This is a genomic window from Salinivibrio sp. YCSC6 (genome assembly GCF_004916735.1).
GTDB lineage: Bacteria > Pseudomonadota > Gammaproteobacteria > Enterobacterales > Vibrionaceae > Salinivibrio > Salinivibrio proteolyticus.
The window spans coordinates 604,588-625,713 of record NZ_CP039517.1 but is presented as its reverse complement, the minus strand read 5'-3'; the positions used below and the strand labels follow the sequence as shown (position 1 = coordinate 625,713).

The following is a 21,126-nucleotide window of genomic DNA, read 5'->3' as shown; positions in this document are numbered from 1 at the left end:
CTTTGATTACTTACCCTGCTTGTCGAGCAAGTCTAAGAAGAAGGCATATTCCAATGCATCTTCTTTAATCCGCTTAAAGCGCCCCGATGCGCCGCCGTGGCCGGCTTCCATATCAGTTTTAAACACCAATGTATGGTTATCGGTTTTGAGTTCACGCAGTTTTGCGACCCATTTCATTGGCTCAAAGTACTGCACTTGTGAGTCATGTAAGCCTGTGGTGACCAACAAGTTGGGGTAATCTTGCGCGGTGACATTGTCGTACGGTGAATAGCTAAGCATGTACTCGTAGTAGGTTTTGTCATTCGGGTTGCCCCACTCGTCATACTCGTTGGTGGTCAGTGGAATCGACTCATCCAACATGGTGGTGACAATATCCACAAACGGCACATGCGCCGCCACGCCTAAATACAACTCAGGCGCTTGGTTGATGATCGCTCCCATTAACAAGCCACCGGCTGAACCACCAACGGCAAACACCTTGTCTTTATCACCATAGCCCTGCGCGGTCAGCGCTTTCGTCACATCAATAAAGTCGTTAAAGGTATTCTTTTTGTTGAGTTTTTTGCCATCGTCATACCAAGGGCGTCCCAGCATTTCAGAGCCGCGAATATGAGCAATAGCAAAGACAAAGCCACGATCTAATAGGCTTAAACGCGTGGTAGAGAACATGGGATCCATGGTCGCGCCATAGGAGCCATAGCCGTATTGATAGAGAGGATTGGTGCCGTCTTTTTTGAAGCGGTCTTTACGGTACACTAAAGATACAGGCACTTGCGCGCCATCACGTGCGGTGATCATCACCCGCTCGGATTGGTAGTTGTCCGGGTTGAAATCGCCCAGCACTTGGTTTTGTTTGAGCATTTCACGCTCGCCCGACGCCAAGTCAAACTCGTAATAGGTGCCCGGCGTGGTCAAGCTGGTGTAATACACGCGCACCGCAGAGTTGTCCATTTCCGCATTGCCGGTCAGGTAGGACGCATAAGCCGAGTCGTTAAACGTGAGCTGATATTCCTCCCCAGTGGTGAGGTTACGCACTGTGGTACGCGGCAAGCCATTCTCGCGCTGCTCGTAGACCAAGTGGTTATCAAATAGCGTAAAATCAACCAACTGCACCTTATCATTTGGTGCGATCACATCTTGCCATTGGCTGCGATCGTTACGCTCACTTTGATGAACCTTCATCAAGCGGAAGTTGACTGCTTGGTAGTTGGTATAGATGTAATACCACTCGCCACGCTTCGCCACTTCATATTCGATGCCAGTTTCTCGCGGATAAAACACTTGGGCGGTGGCATTCGGGTCATTGGCATCCACGAGCGATACGCCGCTGGTTTCAGTGCTAGAGTGCCAAATAAAGATCTGCTCACCGTCTTTGCTTTTACTCAAGCCGGTGTAGTAGCTGGTATCCGTTTCTTCGTAAATTAACGTATCAGCGGATTGTGGGGTGCCCAAACGGTGGCGATACACCTGATATCCCAGCAAGGTTTGCGGATCTTTTTTGATGTAGTAGAAGGCTTGGTTGTCGTTCTGCCACACAATACTGCTCGAGGCGCCTTCAATTTTATCATCGAGGTACTCACCGGTGGTGAGGTCTTTAACTTGAATGGTGTAAACGCGGCGGCTAAGGGTATCTTCCCCATAGGCCAATAGGTTTTCGTTTGGACTAACGCTGAGTTGACCAATGCTGTAAAACTCATGCCCTTTCGCGAGCGCGTTGACATCCAAAATTACCGTTTTGTCGGTGCCGGCAAAGTCTTTCGCACGCACGTAAGTGCGATATTCATTATCGCCTTCCACCTCACTGGAATAGAAATAACTGCCTTTTTTGACGGGAACCGAGGCGTCGTCTTTGACGATACGCCCTTTGATTTCATCGAATAGTTTGGCCTGCATTGGCTCAGTGTGCGCGAGCACCTGGTCGGCATAAGCGTTTTCTTGATTAAGATGGGCGATCACATCGGGATCTTGGCGTGCATCGTCACGCATCCAATAGTAGTTATCCACGCGCGTGTCGCCGTGAATGGTCATTTCATGAGGGATTTTTTTCGCGACAGGCGCACTCAGTTCGCCTGGGCTGGAAGCTTTCACGTGTGACTCTCCTTGAAAACTGCACCCTGAGAGCAAAGACACCGCCAGTGCTCCGGTGAGTAAAATGTGTCGGGACATACTTTTCCTTCAGGTTTATTTAGCCATAACAGTAATTTAACAAACAAGCATCTCTTTACTGACCTGAGGGCATCAAGCAAGTTCCAATAAACAGTGTTCTTTTTATCGTTCGCCAAACGACTGACTGACGCATCGTTTTTTAATACCAGCCCGCGCTTTAAGCTTAAAACGGCTAATTCTTTTATTTTAGCCATAAAAGGTTAATTAAAGCAAAGTGAGGCTTTGTGTGATCACAACGCCCACTAATGTCGTGATCACTACCGACAATAACGAACCAATTAAAACGTATTCGGTCAGGCTACGATCCGCAGACCTCGTCAGCTCACCAAAGCGGAAAATCGACTTAGCTGCCAGCACAAAACCGACCGCCGTATAGCTGCCAAGTAAGGTAAAGGTCAGGATCAAGATACGCTCTAAATAGCCAATCAACGCCCCCGCCGCCACGAGGCCATGATAGTCGTGTTGATGATCAGAGGGTGAGTCCAACGTGAACGTAAAGCGCTGTAACACATGACCAATCAATACTGATGTCGGCTTTAAGATCAATAAATAGCCCGTGCCAATCACGACGATCTCGCTAAACAGAGGCATCTCGGTCAGCCCAACCCAAGGTGGCTGCGCCACAAAACTGAGGGCAATGAGCCCTAGTATCAAAAGGTGTATGCCTTGGCTCAACGTAAAACGGGCCAGTGATGACTGCGCGACAAGTTGACGATCAAGCACGGCCACTACGCGCTTGGTGATCATGCCAACCGCCAATACGCCCAACAGCGGCGAGATGTTTTGAGTCCAAAACACCGCAGGTACCAGTAAACATAAACCGTAGAGGAGCGGTCCTACCGCCCAATCCATTATTCGCGCGCGTGGTGTCGATTTCGTCCACCAATTCGTAGGCTGTAGATAGAAATCATAAATAAGATGAGTCAGTAACAAGGGAACTAGCAAAGAAAGGAAGGCCATCATACGTGTGCTCCCACGGCTTGCTGAAACTCAGCCAACAATGCCTCGATAAGCCCCCAGCCCGCCGCTTTAAGGGACTTACTCACGGTTGCATTCGCGACCCCAAGTGCGGCCGCTAACTCGCCGTACGCAAGTGGTTGATCACGCTGTAATAAAGGCAACATCATTTCGCATTGACGAGACGTCGCATCGCTGAGTTGCCGGTCAAGGTAACGGATCAGCAATGCAAATCTGTCTTCAAGATCGGTATTGGCGCAGAAAAAAGCCAGACGCTGGTTTTTCATTGCTTTTAAGCCGCGACCAGATAGCACAAACGCTTGTCCCATCGACTCTGCCACCGTCTTACGCAAATCCGCTTGCTCAGCAATCGCAAAGCTGATGCGACAATCAAACGGTTTTCCTAGTGCTTTGATCGCAACACGATACATCACGACATAATGAAGCGCGTTCGCCACATCATGGATCACAGATTGAAACTCATCACCGCGTATAATGCTGTGCTGATTAGCGCGATGCGCTTGTGAAATATGGGCTTGTATGGTTTTGATTTGCGCCAGTACTCGCTCATACTCATCTCGATTTAAGGCGGTCGAATCCACCAGATCGCCACTGATCACCGCAATGGGTGCCTCGCTTTCTGTCGCCATTATTCGTCCCTGTTAACCAACTCCGCCAAATTTAGCCTTTTTTAGCAAAAAATACAAATTTACCCATAAATAGCAAAAATATAAGCGAGGCCGCATCATGCGACCTCGCTGTTACTGACGTGACTATTACCAACGCATTAGCTACTAAAGCTGGGTCATATCGATCACCTTATCCGGCCAGTGCTCAATAAATTGTGGCTCGTGAGAAACCACAATTACGGTGCCTGCATACGCTTTAAGGGCGTGCTGCAACGCCATTTTTGCATCGACATCAAGATGTGTGGTGGGCTCATCTAACACCAGTACATTGGTTGCCATCACGGCTAAACAACAAAGCTTTACTTTGGTTTGCTCCCCCCCCGCTCAATGTATGCAATGGCCGCACCGCCTTTCTACCACTGAGACCACATTCAGCCAGCTTCTGGCGCGCGGTTTTATCTGTGAGCTGGCCTACCCCACACACGGCCTGAACCGGAGAGCTTTCCGGAAAGCGCCAGTGTAAGCCTTGCTCAAAATATCCCCACTGTATACCGTTTGCCGTGTCAATGTGGCCCCGTAGTGCAGGGATTTCTCCCAATAAGGTTTTTAACAGTGTCGATTTTCCCAAGCCATTGAAGCCAATAATCGCGACTTTTTCGCCCCGTTGAATCTGAAGTGATAACGGCGGCAAAAGCGGCGTTCGATAGCCAATCTGCAACCCCTTGGCGGCCAATACATGTTGCGACCGTAATGGTTTGTATTGGAACGCAAAGCTTACCGGCTCACGCGTCTGGTTTTTTTCAATCGACACCATTTTCGCAAGCTGTTTCTTGCGCCCCTTGGCAATACGCGCATTCACACCTGCGCCGTTCTTGCGAATATAGGTGGCCAACTTATCCATTTTTTTCTGCTGTGCGAGGTATTGCTTGTGCCGTGTTTCACTCTGCTGCGCCTTTTGTGCCATTGCTTGCTGATACGATCCTTTGTATTTGCGTATCTTGCTCTGGTCGATATCAACAATCGCTGTCGTGATCGACTCAAGGAACGCCTCATCATGCGACACCACCATAAAGGTACCCGTATAGTGATTAAGAAACTCCGCCAACCAAGCAACGTGCTCAGCATCGAGGAAGTTCGTCGGCTCGTCGAGTAACATCACTTCGGCTTGTTCAAGCAGTAACTTTGCCAACATCACTTTATGCCGTTGACCGCCACTTAACTGGCCCATTGCGGTTTGCATGCCCAACGGCGCGATACCCAGCCCAGCCGAGACCTGTTCAATACGATGAGAGATACGGTAAAATCTTGTGCCTCTAATTGGCTTTGCAGTCGTGCCGCTTTGGCAAGCACCGCGTCTGACGTGTCCGCCGACATCGATGCGTAGATAGCATTTAACGCTCGCTCAACCTCAACAAGATCGCGATATGCCAACGCCATAAAGTCATAGATAGACAGTGTTGGGTCGATCGTTAAATGCTGGTCTAAATAACCGACTTGGATATTCGGTTGCCAAACAATCTCGCCACTATCCGGCAGCAGCTCCCCTTGCAGCATTTTCAACAGGGTACTTTTCCCCACACCGTTCGCACCCGTCACGCCAACATGTTCACCATGATGTAGCACCACGCTCGCACCTTGGTACAACACTTTTTCCTCAATTTGAAAACGGAGGTTTTCAATCACTAATAAACTCATGTTTCTTTCCCATAAAAAAAGGCCGGTAACAAGTACCGGCCTTTCGTCATCATTAAACTGAATGCATTCTGCTGTGAGTAGAATGCAAAAGGCCGGTGATGGAGCATCACCGGCCTCACTCTCTATCGCGTCTTTACATCAGATACTGAGAGCCCTACGCGGATGGCGTATGACAATATCTGATGAAGATGTGATGTTAAGCTCCGAGCAACACTTCATCGTGTATTTGCGCGAAGCCCAGCCTTCTTACGAAGTTCTTAAATAGAATATAAGCCATAATAGAGAGTCGAAATATCAACATGAGCGTCGGAGAATAATGAACCTCATCGGTGAAGTCAATTTTGTACATGAAATCTAGATATGCATACATCAAGCGATATTAGGTATATGCTCGGCGTCATGAGGGACGCTTTCCAGTGCCGAGACGTACACTTTAAAGGTATTTTTTCCATCATGCTTCGCCTGATAAAGCGCATCATCGGCTTGGGCTAACAAACCGTCGATATCCATCGCCTCGGAGGTCGTCGTTACTCCTATGCTGGCAGACAAGCTTATTTCAAGTTCAGCGCGACTGTTTTGAACGGCGCGGAGCAAACCAGCCGATATTTGCTGTGCACGAGCACCGTCGCTGTAAGGGAGCACGACCGCAAACTCTTCTCCTCCTAAGCGGCCGACAATGCCATCGTCATCAACCACTTGTTCGAAAACGTCAGCACAATGAATCAATACTTTATCACCAACAGAATGGCCAAATGAGTCATTAATAGTTTTAAAGTCATCCAAGTCGATCATCAGTACACTGAGAGGGAAAGCAGCAGTCTCAACGCGCCGTTTCGCTTTGGCCAAAAAGGCACGACGATTTAATAGCCCCGTTAAACTGTCTCGGGTCGCTTCACGATGAAGTTTCTCGTGAACGCGCTCTAATTTATACAAGAAGATAATCAGGGTATTGATCACGCTGTAAGCGATGCCCGATAAAATCAGTCCCGCTTGCAACAGTGACGTGCCAAGCAGCTGCGTAAACAGATCAGGATAAAAATGTGCGAACGTCGCCCTGCCTATGTATGCCACACTAAATCCACCCATCACCATCATTAGCCAACGCTTTAAACGCTGACCGCCGGTGTTTGTGCTCCTCACAATGGTTCGCGTCATCAACGCAAGCTGCATACTGACAATCAAACTGGCGTAAACTACGCGGCTCCCGATATCATCGAGGTGTGATGCCATCAATACTACCGAGAGCACGACGGGCAGCGCCAACTGCCAGCGCGGTATATCGCGGGCAAAGACTTGCCCCAGTGCCCAATGGCTCAAAGAAAATGCTACCATCACACACGCATTGTAAAAGACGATCCCGAGATAAGGATGAAGGTACGGACGGGCAAATAAGAAAAGATTGCTAAACCCATGGATAAACAGAGACAACGCCCATCCATTAATACCGGGCTCTTTACGGTTTTGCACCAACAAAAATGCAGCAAGCAACCATTGGGTTGCCGTAAGCGTTATCAGTAATGTAGGCGCATCAAGTTCAAACATAAGGTGGACATTATTCAAGGCGTAATTTTACTGTACCACTTTCTCAGTGGCAGCTTGGGGTAATCGATGTGCGCGATATCAATTTCTATGCGTTAATTTTTGTGACAGTTTCAGTCACCTTGTGCTTATCGCAAGGCGTAACGCACAAGGGTTAGTTGCGATATAACACTTTAATAATATGCCAACCAAATTTGGTTTTTATTGGCCCAAGAGGACGCAATAATTCGCCATTGAATACCGCTTTGTCGAAAGAGGGAGCCATATCACCGCGACGAAATTCGCCCAGATCCCCACCGCGTTTTCCCGATGGGCATTGCGAGTATTTTTTCGCCAACGCCTGAAAATTCGCACCTTGTTTGAGCTGAGCGAGAATTGTTGTCGCTTGCGTTTTATCTTTCACCAGTATGTGCAAAGCCGCTGCTTTCTTGGCCATGATGCTACCCTACTTGCCACAAAAGCCCGCGATTATAACGAATCCAGTCATTAAAGGGGACTGAATTTTATCTCTCTGCGCCGTCCGTATAATTACCGTGCATTCGCCACCTTCGTTGCCACTCCACTAACTGCTGGACACGTTTCTTACCACCCAATGGGTTGATAAATCGTGTCATGAGTCGCCAGTAAAAACGCAGACTGTCTCCTTTGCGTCGCGGGATCAGGTGAATATGAACATGGGGAATATGTTGCCCAGCATCGCGACCATTATTCACTACTAAGGTGTAATCGCTCACATCATCCATCACGTCAAACATCCGCTTGCCGATTTGATGTGCAAATTGAAATAACTCGGTATGTTCTTGCGCAGAGAGTTGCTCAAGGTGTGAGGCGTGACTGCGGCTCAGAATCAGAACATGACCTTCGGTGATGGGATAGATATCGAGGATTGCCTTCAATCCATGACGCTCTGCCACACTGAAATGTTCAAGTTGATTGCTGTGGATCTCGCATATGATGCACGACTTGTTGCTTAGCAAACATGGCTCCTGTTACGTCGTAACATGGCTTAATATCCCTTACCCAAACAGGCTAAAAAACCAGCACACATTATTTAGTGTTAAAACCAATACTGTTCGATAAATCGTCTTATCGTCGATTTTTCTTTTTGCATTGTATCTATATTTTTCTTTTAAAAGCCACTTCACCAATATCCGCTTTATCGTTAAACCACTACAAAACGCTGAATAAATCTAGTCTTATTCAGTATCTTGCCGTTATTTTGCGCTGAGATTTTCTCTTTTGATGCAAAAACAAGATCTCAGTCACAGTGCAAACACGCCAAAATTCATCTGGCTTTAATAATTACAGCTCTGATGTTTAAGCTGTTGGGATAGTCTGTCTGGTGGCCAAAAACATCGGCAGATGCTTCCACGGGTATAGGAGAGACAGGCACAAAGTGCCAACTCGTCAAGTGAGAAAAAGATCTTAATCACACTCTCGTTAACCACGAGTGAAAGCTAAACCACATATCGGAGGGACACGATGTCCATTTATAGCCATCTTAAGCAATTGACTGCGGTTTCATGCGTTGCTGCTGCGCTTGGCTTTTCAGCCCTAGCCAGCGCCGATACTTGGCGCTATGCGCACGAAGAGTATGAAGGTGACGTACAAGACGTGTATGCACACAAGTTTAAGGAATACATCGAAGATAAATCTGAACACTCTTTGCAAATCTATCGCTTCGGCGAGCTGGGTGAGTCTGATGACATCATGGAGCAAACCCAAGCCGGTATTCTTCAATTTGTTAACCAATCGCCGGGCTTTACTGGCTCATTGATCCCAGAGGCACAAATCTTCTTCATCCCTTATCTGATGCCAACCAACATGGAAACCGTGATCGAGTTCTTCCGTCAGAGCAAGGCAGTGAATGAAGATTTCCCGAAACTGTATGAAGAGCAAGGCCTTGAGCTTCTCAAGATGTATCCTGAGGGCGAAATGGTCATGACTGCCGACGAGCCTGTGACTGAGCCGGCCGATCTGAAAGGCAAGAAGATCCGCGTCATGACTAACCCACTGCTTTCATCAACCTATGAAGCCTTTGGTGCAACGCCAACGCCATTACCATGGGGTGAAGTATATGGCGCACTCCAAACCAATATGATCCAAGGCCAAGAAAATCCGATTTTCTGGATTGAATCAGGTGGTTTGTACGAAGTATCGCCGAACCTGATCTTCACGCACCACGGTTGGTTTACCACTGCCTCCATGGCAAACAAAGACTTCTTTGACGGATTGTCGAAAGACGATCAAGCAATGATCCGTGACGCGGCTGATTATGCCTTCAACGAAACGGTGAAACATATCCGTGGCCTTGCTGAGAAGTCATTGGAGAAAATTCAAGCTTCGAGCGACGACGTGACTGTCACACGCCTGACGGATGAGCAAATCGCTAAGTTCAAAGCACGTGCACCTCAGGTTGAAGAAACCTTCTATGAAATGACCGGCGAAAGCGGCAAAGCCCTTCTTAATCAATTTAAGAAAGATCTCGAAGCCGTTACTAACTAGTTGTCAGTTGTTCAGGCACCGCGCCTTGCGGTGCCTGTTTATTTTGAGGAATACGTAATGACCGATTCCGACTCTCTCACTTATCACTCAGAGCTTCCCGGCCTTCTTGGTAAATTGGACACCCTGATCTGCAAAATCGAGTCGTTTATGCTCGCCGCAGGCGTGCTGTTAATGGCGCTCAATACCTGCGTGAACGTTGTGGCGCGTTTTGGCTTTGGTCAAGGGCTGTTCTTTTCCGGTGAGATAAACCGCATTCTGATCATTCTGATCACGTTCGCGGGGATTGGCTATGCCGCTCGCCATGGCCGACATATTCGTATGTCCGCCCTTTACGACACCCTGCCGTTTAAGGGACGTAAGATCCTAATGATCACTATCGCGCTGGTAACTGGCTTGATTATGCTGGTTCTCGCATATTTTTCTTATCAATACATCGTTTCGGTATACGACCGAGGCCGTATTTTGCCCGCCCTCGGCTTTGAAATCTGGTGGATCTATATTTGGGTTCCTCTTGGGTTTGTCATCACAGGGATCCAATACGGACTAACTGTATATAAAAACCTAACCGCTCCCGATGTTTATCTCTCCGCCGGCGTGCTTGACGGTTACGCTGAGACTGAAAGTGAAGTTTAAATAGGCACTCTTATGGCCCTGACTTTAATGTTCATCATGATTGTCTTGCTCGTGCTTGGCTTTCCGATGATGATTCCCCTTACGGCTGCCGCCTTAACCGGTTTTTACATGATGTTTGGTGGCGTCGGTCAAATGGATACCTTTATCCAACAAGTGTTAGGCGGCATCCGCCCAGCGTCCTTGATTGCTGTGCCCATGTTTATCCTTGCTGCAGATATTATGACCCGTGGTCAATCAGCCTCACGCTTGATAGATATGGTCATGACGTTTATCGGCCATATTCGTGGCGGCTTAGCCATCAGTACTGCAACGTCTTGCACGCTGTTCGGCGCCGTTTCAGGTTCAACCCAAGCGACAGTGGTCGCAGTGGGTTCTGCTTTACGTCCTAAATTATTGCGCGCCGGATACAGCGATTCGTTCTCACTCGCGCTGATTATCAACTCGAGTGATATCGCCTTTTTGATCCCACCGAGTATCGGGATGATCATTTACGGGGTGATCTCTGAAACCTCGATTGCCGAGCTATTTATCGCTGGGATCGGCCCAGGTTTGATGATTCTGTGCTTTTTCTCTTTGTACTGCCTCTATTACGCGACGGTCAATAAAGTGCCGACTGAGCCAAAGGCCACATGGAAAGAGCGTATGCAGGCCACGCGGAAAGCGCTCTGGCCACTGATGTTCCCATTAATTATTGTGGGAGGGATTTATGGCGGTGTGTTCAGTCCCACCGAAGCGGCTGCCGTGTGTGTACTTTATGCGATGATTTTGGAGTTTGGGGTATTCCGATCATTAAGCAGTCGGGATGTCTTTACCATCGCGCGCTCAACCGGTCTTATCACTGCGGTGGTTTTCATTTTGGTGGGGGTCGGTAATGGATTCTCTTGGATTATCTCATTCGCACAAATCCCGCAAACCATTCTAGAAGCTGTCGGGATTAGTCAAATGGGCCCTATGGGTGTCCTTGCCTCAATTTCTATCGCTTTCTTCGTCGCCTGCATGTTTGTAGACCCCATTGTGGTTATCTTGGTGTTAACGCCTATATTTGCACCTGCGATAGAAGCCACTAGTCTTGATCCTGTACATGTGGGGATAGTGATCACCTTGCAAGTCGCGATTGGTTCAGCAACACCACCCTTTGGCTGCGATATTTTTACCGCGATTGCGATTTTCAAAAAACCCTATTGGGAAGTTATCCGTGGGACAGGCCCTTTTATTGCGATGCTGCTTCTCTCTGCCGCACTGCTGGTGATGTTCCCTCAGATTGCGTTATTCCTGCGTGATATCGCGTTTGGATAACCTAACAACAGGAGTAACTGGATGTTTAAACGAATACTCGTTGCGGTTGATGGCTCTTTTTCAGCCTTGAACGCATTGGATAAAGCGATAGAAATTCAACAACTCACCGGTGCAGAGTTGTATCTTTTGTGTGTGTTTAAGCATCACAGTTTGTTTGAGGCGTCGCTATCGATGGTGCGCCCTGATCGATTACAAATCCCAGATCAAACCTTAAGCGAATACGCGCGTAACATCGTCGAGCAAGCCAAACAACATGCGCTTGAAAATGGTGGCGAAAATGTACGTGGTTTTGTAAAAGGCGGTCGCCCCTCTAAAACCATCATTAAGTTTGCCAAAAGCAAAGAGGTAGATTTGATTGTGATGGGGGCTCACGGGACACATTCAGATAAAGACGGCATGTTCCTTGGCAGTGTGTCTCATCGCGTGGCTGGACGCGCCCACTGCCCTACGATGGTCGTCTAACGCTATAATGGCTTTGCTTCACTGCACAACACAATCCCTTACGCTAAACAGAAAAACGCCGCTATTGAATAGCGGCGTTTTTCTATGATGCCAACTTATCAGCTATTGAATATGAAAGTAGTGGCTATTAAGCACTAAATGTACAGCGATAGAGGCGATATACCCCAGCATAATGACAGGTGCCCACTTTAAATGACCAAAGAAGGTGTATTTGCCGTGCGCTTGCCCCATCAATGCCACCCCTGCGGCTGACCCCAAAGAGAGCAAGCTGCCGCCAACACCGGCCGTTAATGTCACCAACAACCAGTTTCCGTGCGACATTTCTGGGCTCATCGTTAATACGGCGAACATCACAGGAATATTATCGACCACCGCGGATAAAACCCCAACCAAGCTATTCGCCCAGATAGGATCCCACTGAAGATACATAACGTTTGAGACCATGGTGAGGTAACCAATCAAGCTAAGTCCACCGACACACATCACGACCCCATAGAAGAAAAGCAAGGTGTCCCACTCCGCATGCGAGATGCGACGAAACACATCAAAAGGCACCACTGAGCCCAAGCGACGCAACGCCGCTTCATCATTCTTCGCCTCCGCAATCGCACGTTTACGTGCCAATGAGCGCGGTAGGGTGCGACGCAAATAAAAGCCAAAGAACTGTAGATACGCCAGGCCCATCATCATCCCCATCACCGGTGGGAAGTGAATAAAGCCATGGAACGCAACCGCGGTGGCAATGGTGAGTAAAAACAACACCATAATACGACGCGCGCCACGCTTAAGCTCGACGTGCTCTTGCATCACATCCGGCTGCGTCCGTGGGATAAACAGTGACATAATAAAAGCGGGGATCACATAGTTGACCACAGATGGAATGAACAAAGCTCCGAACTCAGCAAAGGTCACTTTGCCCGCCTGCCAAACCATCAGTGTGGTGATATCACCAAAGGGACTGAAGGCGCCCCCTGCGTTCGCGGCAACCACAATGTTGATACACGCGAGGTTCACAAAGCGAGGGTTGTCACCGCCGATTTTTAGCACAATCGTACACATCAATAGTGCCGTTGTGAGGTTATCCGCAATGGGAGAGATAAAGAAGGAAAGTACCCCAGTGATCCAAAACAAGGTACGTAAGTCATAACCTTTGCTTAGAATCCACGCTTTTAAGCCATCAAATAGACGCCTTTCTTCCATCGCAGAAATATAGGTCATCGCCACCAGCAAAAATAGCAGTAGCTCTGCATACTCAAGGAGGTTGTGCTCAAGCGCCGCATGCGCGGGGGCCATATCTCCCCATTGAGAATACGCATATCCAATTAGCAACCAGATTAACCCCGCCGCCAGTAACACGGGCTTTGACTTACGCAGATGAAGCTTTTCTTCTAGCATCACCAAGCTGTAAGCCACGGCAAAAATGGCTAAAGAGGCATAGCCTACCCAGTTCTGGGTTAAATCCAGTCCTTGTCCTGTCGTAGCGGCAAATGCACTCGGCGAAACTACCGCCAGTGCCGCAACCAAACGCTTCATCCTTGAGCCTCCAAGTATTGATTACCTAACTTTTCTACATTGCATAAAAAACCGGCCTAGTCGGCCGTGTCGTCTAAAACCCTATATCGATAGGGGATAAATACCTGTCAGCGCCCTGTCGTGACACGATTCGCAGCCTCGAAAAAGACCTCAAACAGCGCACGCTTTTGCACTCAACGGGTTTTCATAATCGTTTATTTTGCTCATTTGCCGCGCAGCAGCACAAAAGCAAACATAATATTAACAAATGTGGCGTGAACGTCTATCTTTAAGCGAGGTGAATCGGCAAAAAAGAGATGACATTGCTTACTGTCAAGCTTAATAATATCAACTTACTAGTCGACATACGCTGTCATCGTCAGCAAAAAACGACTAAGTTTGAATAAAAAGCAAATAAATTCAATTGCTATAAAAACAAAACCCATATTTTAACTAACAAACAACATCGCAATCTAACATCCTTGCTTGATCACCACCCATGGCATGCATGATGAGAAGAAGGGAGTCACTATGAAAGCACCTAAACTCGCCACATTGGCCTGCGCTGCCGCGCTGTCTGTTGGCGCCTCTGTGACGGCACTGGCAGAAACCGCGACGGTTGCGGTTTCCCAAATTGTCGAGCACCCTGCGCTTGATGCCGCGCGAAACGGTCTACTCGATGGGTTGAAAGCCAAAGGATATACGCCGGGTGAAAATCTAGATTTTAAATATCAAACAGCGCAAGGTAACCCGGCTATTGCCGTTCAAATCGCACGTCAATATGTTGGAGAACAACCTGATGTGCTGGTTGGCATCGCGACGCCTTCCGCGCAAGCACTGGCAGCCGCTACCAAAGATATCCCCGTTATTTTTACCGCCGTTACCGATCCTGTGGGGGCGAAACTGGTCAAGAATATGGACGCTCCCAGTGGCAACGTAACGGGTCTGTCTGACCTCTCACCTGTCGCGCAACACGTTGCATTGGCCAAAGAGTTACTCCCCGAACTCACCACTATTGGGGTGGTTTACAATCCAGGGGAAGCTAATGCCGTCACCTTAGTCGAATTACTCCGTGAAGCCGCAAATGCTCAAGGCATTAAGGTTGTGGAAGGAACAGCGCTAAAAAGTGCCGATGTTCAATCTGCTGCGCAAGTTGTGGCCACCCAAGCGGATGTGATTTATGCGCCAACCGATAATACCGTTGCCAGCGCCATCGATGGTCTTATCGCAGCGGCTAATTCTGCTGATACCCCAGTAATTGGCGGATCGACATCGTATATCCCTAACGGCGCCGTGGTGGCGCTCGGCTTTGATTACTACTCCGTTGGTGTGCAAACGTCCGATTATGTTGCTGCGGTACTGGAAGGGAAACCCGTGTCTTCACTGCCGGCCAAAGTCGCGCTCGGCTCTGACTTAGCCGTTAATCGGGCAGCAGCCAATCGACTTGGCATCACGGTTCCCGACACAATTTTGGATCGTGCCGCGCGTATTCAAGACTAGTCAGTATCAGTCTTAGGAGTAGTGAATGACTGCCATTGCTTTTTTTGGCACCTTGGAAGTAGGCCTTATCTATGGCTTGGTCGCCTTAGGGGTTTATCTGACGTTCCGGGTGCTAGATTTTCCCGATCTTACCGTTGATGGCAGCTTCCCGATGGGCGCTGCGGTGGCGGCCACCCTTATCGTCGCAGGCTACAACCCTTGGTTTGCTACCGCAGTCGCTATTCTGGCCGGTGGAATCACCGGCTTGGTGACGGCGTTTTTGACGGTGAAGTGTGGCATCCTCAATCTGCTCTCGAGCATTTTGACAATGATTGCCGCCTTTTCGATCAATATTCGTATTATGGGCCGGCCGAATATCGCCTTGTTGGGTGAGGAAACAATTCTTACCCCATTCGAACAGCTGGGTATTGCACCTGTCTATCTGCGTCCCCTCGTGGTCGGTGTTTTGGTGATTATCAGTGGTTTGTTGGTGATCCGCTTACTCGCCAGTGATTTTGGTCTCGGCCTACGCGCCACTGGGGTAAACCCTCGCATGGTTAAGGCGCAGGGCGGCAGTACCGCCATGTACACGTATTTTGGCTTAGCCCTATCCAACGCCTTTGTCGGCTTTGCTGGGGCGCTATTTGCACAAACCAATAGTTTTGCCGATGTTACTTCGGGGGTCGGCACCATTGTGGTTGGCCTTGCGGCTGTGATTCTAGGCCAAACACTGATACCGGGCCGCAAAGTGTGGGTGGCGGTGGTTGCTGTTATTGTTGGTTCGATTCTCTACCGTCTTGCCGTCGCCTTTGCGCTATCTAGTGGTATGTTTGGCTTGCAGGCCTCGGACCTCAATCTGGTTACCGCAGTACTGGTCGCCGTCGCGCTTATCGCGCCTAAAATGCGTCAGCAGTATCAAAAATCAAAACGCGCCAAGCAGGCAGAGGTGTCGGAATGATTTCATTAACCAATATTCAAGTGACCTTTAACCCCGGTACTGTGCTTGAAAACCGCGCCTTACGTGGCGTAAGTCTGACGATTCCAGAAAAAGAGTTTGTCACCATTATCGGCTCTAATGGCGCAGGCAAATCAACACTGCTCGGAGCGGTGACCGGCGAGACGCCAATGATCGGCGGAAGCGTCAATATTGATGGCGTCGACGTGACTAAGAAAGCCGTTCATGAACGCGCCACTCTCGCAGCCCGTGTGTTTCAGGATCCGCTGGCAGGCACCTGCGCCTCGCTTACCATTGAAGAAAACCTTGCACTGGCTTATCGTCGCGGTAAAGGACGTGGCTGGACACGTGCGCTCGGTGACAAGCGCCGCAAGCTCTTTCAAGAAAGGATCGCGATTTTAGGTTTAGGCCTTGAAGACAGGTTGAGCGACAGTATTGGTTTGCTCTCCGGCGGCCAACGCCAAGCGGTCAGTTTGGTCATGGCGACCTTGTCGGAAAGCAAACTCTTGTTACTGGATGAGCACACTGCCGCGCTCGACCCTCGCATGGCTGCATTCGTGATTGATTTAACGAAAAAAATCGTCAACGAATTTAATCTGACTGCCATGATGGTCACCCACTCTATGAAAGATGCCCTTGCCTGCGGCGACCGTACCGTGATGCTACACCAAGGTAACATAGTGCTTGATGTGCATGGCGATGAGCGCAAAAACATGGATGTGCCACATCTGCTTGAGATGTTCAATAAAGTGCGCGGCGAGACACTGGCAGACGACAGTTTGCTCCTCAGCTAACCCACACCTACTAAACCATAAGGCGCCCTCTAGGCGTCTTTTTTCGTGATGGCCCCATCAACAGATCTAATTTATTGGCATAGCTGTCTAACAATTAGGGGTTATGACATTTCCATGCTAGCCTAACGCCAGTATTGCCAAGGAATTAGGTATGAACGCAAAAAGTATCGCACTCGCCCTTACCGTGGTCGTTATTTGGGGCGTGAATTTCTCTGTTATCAAGGTAGGCTTACACACACTGCCGCCAATTCTTTTCTCTGGGTTGCGGTTTTTAATTGTTGCTATCCCAGCGGTATTGTTTGTCCCACGTCCTCGCGTCCCACTGTGGCAGTTATTGACCGTCGGGCTCAGTCTTGGCGTGATTAAGTTCAGCCTGCTCTTTGTCGCGATGGACGCCGACGCATCGGCAGGGATTGCGTCTTTGCTGTTGCAAGCGCAGGTGATCTTTACCATCTTACTGAGTGCGGTGTTACTGCGCGAAGTCGTCACTCGCGCGCAAGGACTGGGGCTGTTCATTGCCCTGTCTGGGTTTGCACTTTTCTTTCTTACCACCACAGGTAGCGCCACCCTCACAGGTGTGACGATGATCGTCGCCGCGGCGTTTTTCTGGGCCATTGCCAATCTGGTGATGAAACAGATGCCAGGCGTGAATCTCATGCATTTTATGGTATGGGTGAGCTTGATCCCTCCCCTGCCACTCTTCGCCCTATCCTATTTACTGGAGAGCCAACATCCGCTCCAATTGCTGCAAGCTACACCGCTATCTGGCTGGTTATCCATCGCTTACGTCGGCTACATTTCTACTTTGGTGGCCTTTGCTTTGTGGGGCTGGCTATTAAATCAACATACCTCAGCGTCGGTCACACCGTTCGCGTTGTTAATCCCTATTGTGGGAATGAGTGCCGCCTCGATAGGTCTGGGGGAGCGATTATCACCCATCGAATGGGTGGGGGCAGGATTGATCGTGGTTGGGCTAACCATTTCCGTACTTGGCGCGAGACTGTGGCGTTATCTTAAGCAGGCAAGAAAAACATCGGCGAAAAAAGCCCCGTCTGCGTCCGCTCAGTGATCGCGTTTACCCGGCCACCATTGGTTAACTAAGCGCCCGGCTAAGGATGGCTGATAGCGCCAACAGTGATCAAACATCGCCATCAGCTCTGGATTACCGTATTTAGACAGGCTCACGGCGTGAAATCGATTTTGCTGCGCTTTCAGTGCGTTCACTTTTTCGATCATCGCATCCGATTGTTTGGGCGCGATAAAATCAGACACCACCACCAGATCAGCATTTTGGTAACGGTCACCTGCCATTAAGTCGAGCGCTTTATCAATCACTGGCGCCATATCGGTACCACCATGAAAACGGTATGAAAGAAAGCTCATCGCTTCTTGTAGCCCCTGTTCGCCAGTCAGCTCATAGCTAATATGGTCAGTGGAAAACAGCATCACGTAGCAGTCACGATGCTCGGTGGCGGCGATACGCATTAATACATACGCCAAGGCTTTTGCACATTGTTCCGGAAAGCCACTCATGGAGCCAGAGGCATCGACCGCAATAATAAATGGGCCTTTTATCTGCTCAGGCTTAGACTGACTCGGTGCATTGGTTTCTACCTTTTGGCGACGATGCGCCTTCCCCGACAATTGATAGTTCAGTAGCTGTTTATCCACCAATTGCTTGTAAAACACCACTTCGAGAGCGGGATCTGAGAGCAGCACCGCTTCATTAGGAAGTAAGCGATCAACACGGTCGCTTTGACAAATACCCGTAATATCATCAGGAACGTCAACTTGTCGCTCTGGCACTGTTTTTAAGGTTTCAGTCGGTTGCTGGCTGGGGCCACTGGCACTGACTTGATTCGCCATCCGTCCTAATTGCTCCGCAATCGCTTGAAGATCAGGATTTTTCTCTAAGAAAGTGACAAAACGTTTCAGTAAGGTCACGTCATGTTGAGACAAATGGCTCGCGGCCATATCCCACAACCGGCCCACTTTACTGATATCACCGGATTGATCGACGCCATCCATCGTTTGATAGGTTGCAATACGACGGTAAAGATCGTCTAAAAGCTTCTCTTTTTGCGCTTCCAAATTTTTCGACTGTAACGCGTGGATTTCTGCCTTCAAATGCGCATGCCATTTATTGCAAAAATACGATTGAAACATTGGGTCAGGATGTTCGGCCTGTTGTGCCGCCAATGATGACGCTTGCGCGTGAAACGAGGAGACCGGCTCCAAATCAGCAAGGAGTGTTTGAATATCCGACTCAAAGGCGCGTGCCGACTTCTCTGTCGCTTGCTCATACAACTGAATTTCTTGCTTCAGGGCCGATGACAACCCTTGCTGCATGAGTTTGCGCTTGGTGTGGCCTCGCCATTTATCGAGCTGTTTTTGTACCGCACGTTTGATCGCCGGGCTGCGCTCAGTGAGAAGCAGTAACTGGGGGTGCGACATCAACTCGGTCATTGCCGCATCAAGCAAGCCGGATTCCGCCAACATCAAGCCCATGCTTAAGCTTTCCGCGCTAAGCATCGTCCGCTCCAGTAAAAAACGTATCGAGACGACGTAAACGGCGCGCTTGCTGTTCTAGCGTGGCCATGTGAGCTTTTACATCCCGCTCGGCATCCACCAAGCTCGCAGATGCGACTTCCAGTAACTCTGGCTGGGCAAAAAGATGCGGTAGGCCTGCATTTAGCTGACTACGGGCGCGACGAATAAGAAACTGCGCCTGATTTAATTGTTCAAGCGCTTGGTCGGTTTGCGCGTGCCAGGTGTCAAGCTGTTCGGCGTCTGGGTTATTCACCCCCGCCAGTGCAACCGGCACAGCACGATTGGCAATGTCTTTGACCACCAGCATGCCCTGTGCGTCCCACTCTAACGTGAGGCGACACAAATGGGTGTTTTTGTTGACGTAGCCATAAAGATCCGTGCTGCCGGGCTTAAGCTTCTTCTCCACATCAGCCGCATCGAGGTATATCCAGCGACTATCGCCCTTTTCTTGCTCCGAGACCGACGGGTTGGCAGTGAGCAGCACACAGCGGACGAGGTCGCGACTTTGATTGACGCTAAAACGCGGGGCTTTGCTGATATCAATGGTGGGTTTTCGTAAGCTCGAACTTGCGCTGTCTTGCTGGTAAGCGAGCGCCTCGACCGTGCTTTGCTCTATGTCACGCAAAGCCACTTTCACATCATCCATTAACGCTAAAGCTTCTTGCTGATCGAACAAAATCTCAGCCGCAAACCGACGCATCACATCCTGTACCACGTCGCGCGATTCAGGGCTGTGCCAGAGACAGTCTTCGAGTAGCAGTAAGTCGAGCGGTCCGACTTCATCACGTCCGTTAAAGAACGCCGCCGCCTTTAAGAGGCGAACCGCTTTTTTCCAGCGGCGATCCGACACGTATAATTCGGCTGGATTGAAGTTTGGACTGTCTTCGCCCGCCTGCTCGAGCCTCTGCTTTAAGGTATAGAGCTTGTCAAAAATCGCATCGGGCAAAGAAAGGCTAGGAATAATGCTTTGCCATTGCTGATACTCCTCATGACCAATTTTAATTTTATCCGGCACCGAGGTTTCATCTTGGCTCGGCTCAGTGAGCATCAGTTTAAAATTCTTCTTCTCTTGAATACGGTTAACAAATACCCGCAGAAGCATTCGGTCATACAAAGCATCTAGCCCACTATCAGGCTCAGGAAGCTCGTTCGAGGCCGTGACGAGAAGCCGCATGGGAACCGGATAAACATGCTCGCCATTACGAAACGTACGCTCATTGACCACAGTTAATAGCGTGTTGAGGATCGCCGGACCAGCTTTCCAAATCTCATCGAGGAACACCACATCGGCGTTGGGCAGATAGCCCTCGGTGAGACGAACATATTTACCTTCATCCTTTAGCGCTTGAATGGATAACGGCCCAAAAACTTCTTCAGGGGTGGAGAAGCGGGTCATTAGATACTCAAAGAACTGGCTGTTTTCAAACGCATCGATTAGACGTTTGGCAATAAAACTCTTGGCGATGCCCGGTGGCCCCAACAAGAACACACTTTCGCCAGCAAGCGCGGCGAGCAAACACATTTTGATCGTATGTTCACGTTCATAGACGCCACTGGACAGGGCATCAATAAGTTGAGAAATGCGCTCAGGCAATAGCGCACGGCGGCTGACGGTGGCGAGGTTTTGAGACAAGTGACACTCCCGCATTCTGATTTGGTTTCAGTCTGAGCGGCCTCTCGCGGTGATAAGGCGGCTTCCTGCTTCTACATAAAGCATGGCAAGCCCATCCAAGGCTGCCATCAACACGCTGAACAAGCGCACAATAAATAAACTAATGTGTAAGTAAATTTTAAGTAATGTATGGATATATCATTGATGGAGATATCAAATAGTGACACAGATCACCTTAAAGTCAATATTGTGTAGTCGCTCGAAGAAGCTGATGGTTAAAGCATCAGGAACGCATTGATCTTGTTAACTCAGCATGGTTTTGGCTCACGTTGTCACTGGAAT

General features: G+C 49.2%; 20 protein-coding genes. 8 read left to right on the top strand and 12 right to left on the bottom strand.

Features of this window, described 5'->3' with window-relative positions; translation table 11 throughout:
- Nucleotides 1-6 precede the first annotated feature (6 nt).
- The 9 genes from E8E00_RS16595 to E8E00_RS16565 all read right to left on the bottom strand — a co-directional run bounded on the left by E8E00_RS16595 (nucleotide 7) and on the right by E8E00_RS16565 (nucleotide 7,963).
- Nucleotides 7-2,166, bottom strand: a complete 2,160-nt coding sequence (locus E8E00_RS16595; protein WP_096631770.1) for a S9 family peptidase — start codon at nucleotides 2,164-2,166, stop codon at nucleotides 7-9.
- A 204-nt stretch (nucleotides 2,167-2,370) separates the two neighbouring features.
- Nucleotides 2,371-3,129 carry a DUF3307 domain-containing protein gene (locus E8E00_RS16590; RefSeq protein ID WP_096631772.1) on the bottom strand — a complete coding sequence of 253 codons (759 nt, stop codon included), beginning with the start codon at nucleotides 3,127-3,129 and terminating at the stop codon, nucleotides 2,371-2,373.
- Complete coding sequence (locus tag E8E00_RS16585; RefSeq protein ID WP_069586803.1) at nucleotides 3,126-3,773, bottom strand: hypothetical protein; 648 nt, start codon at nucleotides 3,771-3,773, stop codon at nucleotides 3,126-3,128. The genes E8E00_RS16590 and E8E00_RS16585 overlap by 4 nt, the downstream gene beginning before the upstream one ends.
- A gap of 144 nt (nucleotides 3,774-3,917) precedes the next feature.
- Complete coding sequence (locus E8E00_RS17535) at nucleotides 3,918-4,091, bottom strand: hypothetical protein (protein ID WP_205911755.1); 174 nt, start codon at nucleotides 4,089-4,091, stop codon at nucleotides 3,918-3,920.
- Nucleotides 4,063-4,992, bottom strand: coding sequence for an ATP-binding cassette domain-containing protein (locus E8E00_RS17530; RefSeq protein ID WP_256369736.1), 930 nt, complete (start codon nucleotides 4,990-4,992; stop codon nucleotides 4,063-4,065). Before E8E00_RS17530 ends, E8E00_RS17535 begins: the two co-directional genes overlap by 29 nt.
- Nucleotides 4,968-5,447 (bottom strand): ATP-binding cassette domain-containing protein, encoded by a 480-nt coding sequence (locus tag E8E00_RS17525; protein ID WP_205907446.1) that lies wholly within the window; start codon nucleotides 5,445-5,447, stop codon nucleotides 4,968-4,970. The genes E8E00_RS17530 and E8E00_RS17525 overlap by 25 nt, the downstream gene beginning before the upstream one ends.
- Nucleotides 5,448-5,816: 369 nt before the next feature.
- Nucleotides 5,817-6,989: a GGDEF domain-containing protein gene (locus E8E00_RS16575; protein WP_096631775.1), complete on the bottom strand. Its 1,173-nt coding sequence runs from the start codon at nucleotides 6,987-6,989 to the stop codon at nucleotides 5,817-5,819.
- A 151-nt stretch (nucleotides 6,990-7,140) separates the two neighbouring features.
- On the bottom strand, nucleotides 7,141-7,422 hold the full coding sequence (ppiC, locus tag E8E00_RS16570) for a peptidylprolyl isomerase PpiC (RefSeq protein WP_069588393.1): 282 nt from the start codon (nucleotides 7,420-7,422) through the stop codon (nucleotides 7,141-7,143).
- Nucleotides 7,423-7,489: 67 nt separating this feature from the next.
- On the bottom strand, nucleotides 7,490-7,963 hold the full coding sequence (locus E8E00_RS16565) for an HIT family protein (protein ID WP_096631777.1): 474 nt from the start codon (nucleotides 7,961-7,963) through the stop codon (nucleotides 7,490-7,492).
- 505 nt (nucleotides 7,964-8,468) lie between these two features.
- Between E8E00_RS16565 and dctP the strand changes: the two genes are divergently transcribed.
- The 4 genes from dctP to E8E00_RS16545 are packed head-to-tail and all read left to right on the top strand — an operon-like array spanning nucleotide 8,469 to nucleotide 11,882.
- Nucleotides 8,469-9,491, top strand: a complete 1,023-nt coding sequence (dctP, locus tag E8E00_RS16560; RefSeq protein ID WP_096631779.1) for a TRAP transporter substrate-binding protein DctP — start codon at nucleotides 8,469-8,471, stop codon at nucleotides 9,489-9,491.
- A gap of 57 nt (nucleotides 9,492-9,548) precedes the next feature.
- Entirely contained in the window at nucleotides 9,549-10,124 is a 576-nt protein-coding gene (locus E8E00_RS16555) for a TRAP transporter small permease (protein ID WP_069588399.1), read from the top strand.
- Nucleotides 10,125-10,136: 12 nt separating this feature from the next.
- A complete protein-coding gene (locus tag E8E00_RS16550; RefSeq protein ID WP_069588401.1) occupies nucleotides 10,137-11,420 on the top strand; it encodes a TRAP transporter large permease in 1,284 nt (427 codons plus the stop codon).
- A 21-nt stretch (nucleotides 11,421-11,441) separates the two neighbouring features.
- Complete coding sequence (locus tag E8E00_RS16545; RefSeq protein ID WP_069588403.1) at nucleotides 11,442-11,882, top strand: universal stress protein; 441 nt, start codon at nucleotides 11,442-11,444, stop codon at nucleotides 11,880-11,882.
- Nucleotides 11,883-11,984: 102 nt separating this feature from the next.
- Here the strand turns inward: E8E00_RS16545 and nhaD are convergent, their stop codons facing one another.
- Nucleotides 11,985-13,415: a sodium:proton antiporter NhaD gene (nhaD, locus tag E8E00_RS16540; protein WP_069588405.1), complete on the bottom strand. Its 1,431-nt coding sequence runs from the start codon at nucleotides 13,413-13,415 to the stop codon at nucleotides 11,985-11,987.
- Nucleotides 13,416-13,925: 510 nt separating this feature from the next.
- Here nhaD and E8E00_RS16535 point away from each other — a divergent pair.
- The 4 genes from E8E00_RS16535 (at nucleotide 13,926) to E8E00_RS16520 (ending at nucleotide 17,691) form a co-directional block, all read left to right on the top strand.
- On the top strand, nucleotides 13,926-14,894 hold the full coding sequence (locus E8E00_RS16535) for an ABC transporter substrate binding protein (RefSeq protein WP_096631782.1): 969 nt from the start codon (nucleotides 13,926-13,928) through the stop codon (nucleotides 14,892-14,894).
- 25 nt (nucleotides 14,895-14,919) lie between these two features.
- Complete coding sequence (locus tag E8E00_RS16530) at nucleotides 14,920-15,831, top strand: ABC transporter permease (RefSeq protein WP_077765065.1); 912 nt, start codon at nucleotides 14,920-14,922, stop codon at nucleotides 15,829-15,831.
- Nucleotides 15,828-16,622, top strand: a complete 795-nt coding sequence (locus E8E00_RS16525; RefSeq protein ID WP_069588411.1) for an ABC transporter ATP-binding protein — start codon at nucleotides 15,828-15,830, stop codon at nucleotides 16,620-16,622. Before E8E00_RS16530 ends, E8E00_RS16525 begins: the two co-directional genes overlap by 4 nt.
- Before the next feature lie 151 nt (nucleotides 16,623-16,773).
- The gene (locus E8E00_RS16520; protein ID WP_069589839.1) at nucleotides 16,774-17,691 is read left to right on the top strand and encodes an EamA family transporter; all 918 of its coding nucleotides are present in this window, start codon (nucleotides 16,774-16,776) and stop codon (nucleotides 17,689-17,691) included.
- Here E8E00_RS16520 and viaA read toward each other — a convergent pair.
- The gene (viaA, locus tag E8E00_RS16515) at nucleotides 17,685-19,154 is read right to left on the bottom strand and encodes an ATPase RavA stimulator ViaA (protein ID WP_096631785.1); all 1,470 of its coding nucleotides are present in this window, start codon (nucleotides 19,152-19,154) and stop codon (nucleotides 17,685-17,687) included. The genes E8E00_RS16520 and viaA overlap by 7 nt on opposite strands.
- Complete coding sequence (locus E8E00_RS16510) at nucleotides 19,147-20,820, bottom strand: AAA family ATPase (protein ID WP_096631788.1); 1,674 nt, start codon at nucleotides 20,818-20,820, stop codon at nucleotides 19,147-19,149. Before E8E00_RS16510 ends, viaA begins: the two co-directional genes overlap by 8 nt.
- Nucleotides 20,821-21,126: the final 306 nt, after the last annotated feature.

Excerpts from the sequence above, each read along its gene's own strand:
- E8E00_RS16595 (WP_096631770.1), bottom strand. The coding sequence starts at position 2,166 with ATGTCCCGACACATTTTACTCACCGGAGCACTGGCGGTGTCTTTGCTC.
- E8E00_RS16590 (WP_096631772.1), bottom strand. The coding sequence starts at position 3,129 with ATGATGGCCTTCCTTTCTTTGCTAGTTCCCTTGTTACTGACTCATCTT.
- E8E00_RS16585 (WP_069586803.1), bottom strand. The coding sequence starts at position 3,773 with ATGGCGACAGAAAGCGAGGCACCCATTGCGGTGATCAGTGGCGATCTG.
- E8E00_RS17535 (WP_205911755.1), bottom strand. The coding sequence starts at position 4,091 with ATGGCAACCAATGTACTGGTGTTAGATGAGCCCACCACACATCTTGAT.
- E8E00_RS17530 (WP_256369736.1), bottom strand. The coding sequence starts at position 4,992 with ATGCAAACCGCAATGGGCCAGTTAAGTGGCGGTCAACGGCATAAAGTG.
- E8E00_RS17525 (WP_205907446.1), bottom strand. The coding sequence starts at position 5,447 with ATGAGTTTATTAGTGATTGAAAACCTCCGTTTTCAAATTGAGGAAAAA.
- E8E00_RS16575 (WP_096631775.1), bottom strand. The coding sequence starts at position 6,989 with ATGTTTGAACTTGATGCGCCTACATTACTGATAACGCTTACGGCAACC.
- ppiC (WP_069588393.1), bottom strand. The coding sequence starts at position 7,422 with ATGGCCAAGAAAGCAGCGGCTTTGCACATACTGGTGAAAGATAAAACG.
- dctP (WP_096631779.1), top strand. The coding sequence starts at position 8,469 with ATGTCCATTTATAGCCATCTTAAGCAATTGACTGCGGTTTCATGCGTT.
- E8E00_RS16555 (WP_069588399.1), top strand. The coding sequence starts at position 9,549 with ATGACCGATTCCGACTCTCTCACTTATCACTCAGAGCTTCCCGGCCTT.
- E8E00_RS16550 (WP_069588401.1), top strand. The coding sequence starts at position 10,137 with ATGGCCCTGACTTTAATGTTCATCATGATTGTCTTGCTCGTGCTTGGC.
- E8E00_RS16545 (WP_069588403.1), top strand. The coding sequence starts at position 11,442 with ATGTTTAAACGAATACTCGTTGCGGTTGATGGCTCTTTTTCAGCCTTG.
- nhaD (WP_069588405.1), bottom strand. The coding sequence starts at position 13,415 with ATGAAGCGTTTGGTTGCGGCACTGGCGGTAGTTTCGCCGAGTGCATTT.
- E8E00_RS16535 (WP_096631782.1), top strand. The coding sequence starts at position 13,926 with ATGAAAGCACCTAAACTCGCCACATTGGCCTGCGCTGCCGCGCTGTCT.
- E8E00_RS16530 (WP_077765065.1), top strand. The coding sequence starts at position 14,920 with ATGACTGCCATTGCTTTTTTTGGCACCTTGGAAGTAGGCCTTATCTAT.
- E8E00_RS16525 (WP_069588411.1), top strand. The coding sequence starts at position 15,828 with ATGATTTCATTAACCAATATTCAAGTGACCTTTAACCCCGGTACTGTG.
- E8E00_RS16520 (WP_069589839.1), top strand. The coding sequence starts at position 16,774 with ATGAACGCAAAAAGTATCGCACTCGCCCTTACCGTGGTCGTTATTTGG.
- viaA (WP_096631785.1), bottom strand. The coding sequence starts at position 19,154 with ATGCTTAGCGCGGAAAGCTTAAGCATGGGCTTGATGTTGGCGGAATCC.
- E8E00_RS16510 (WP_096631788.1), bottom strand. The coding sequence starts at position 20,820 with ATGCGGGAGTGTCACTTGTCTCAAAACCTCGCCACCGTCAGCCGCCGT.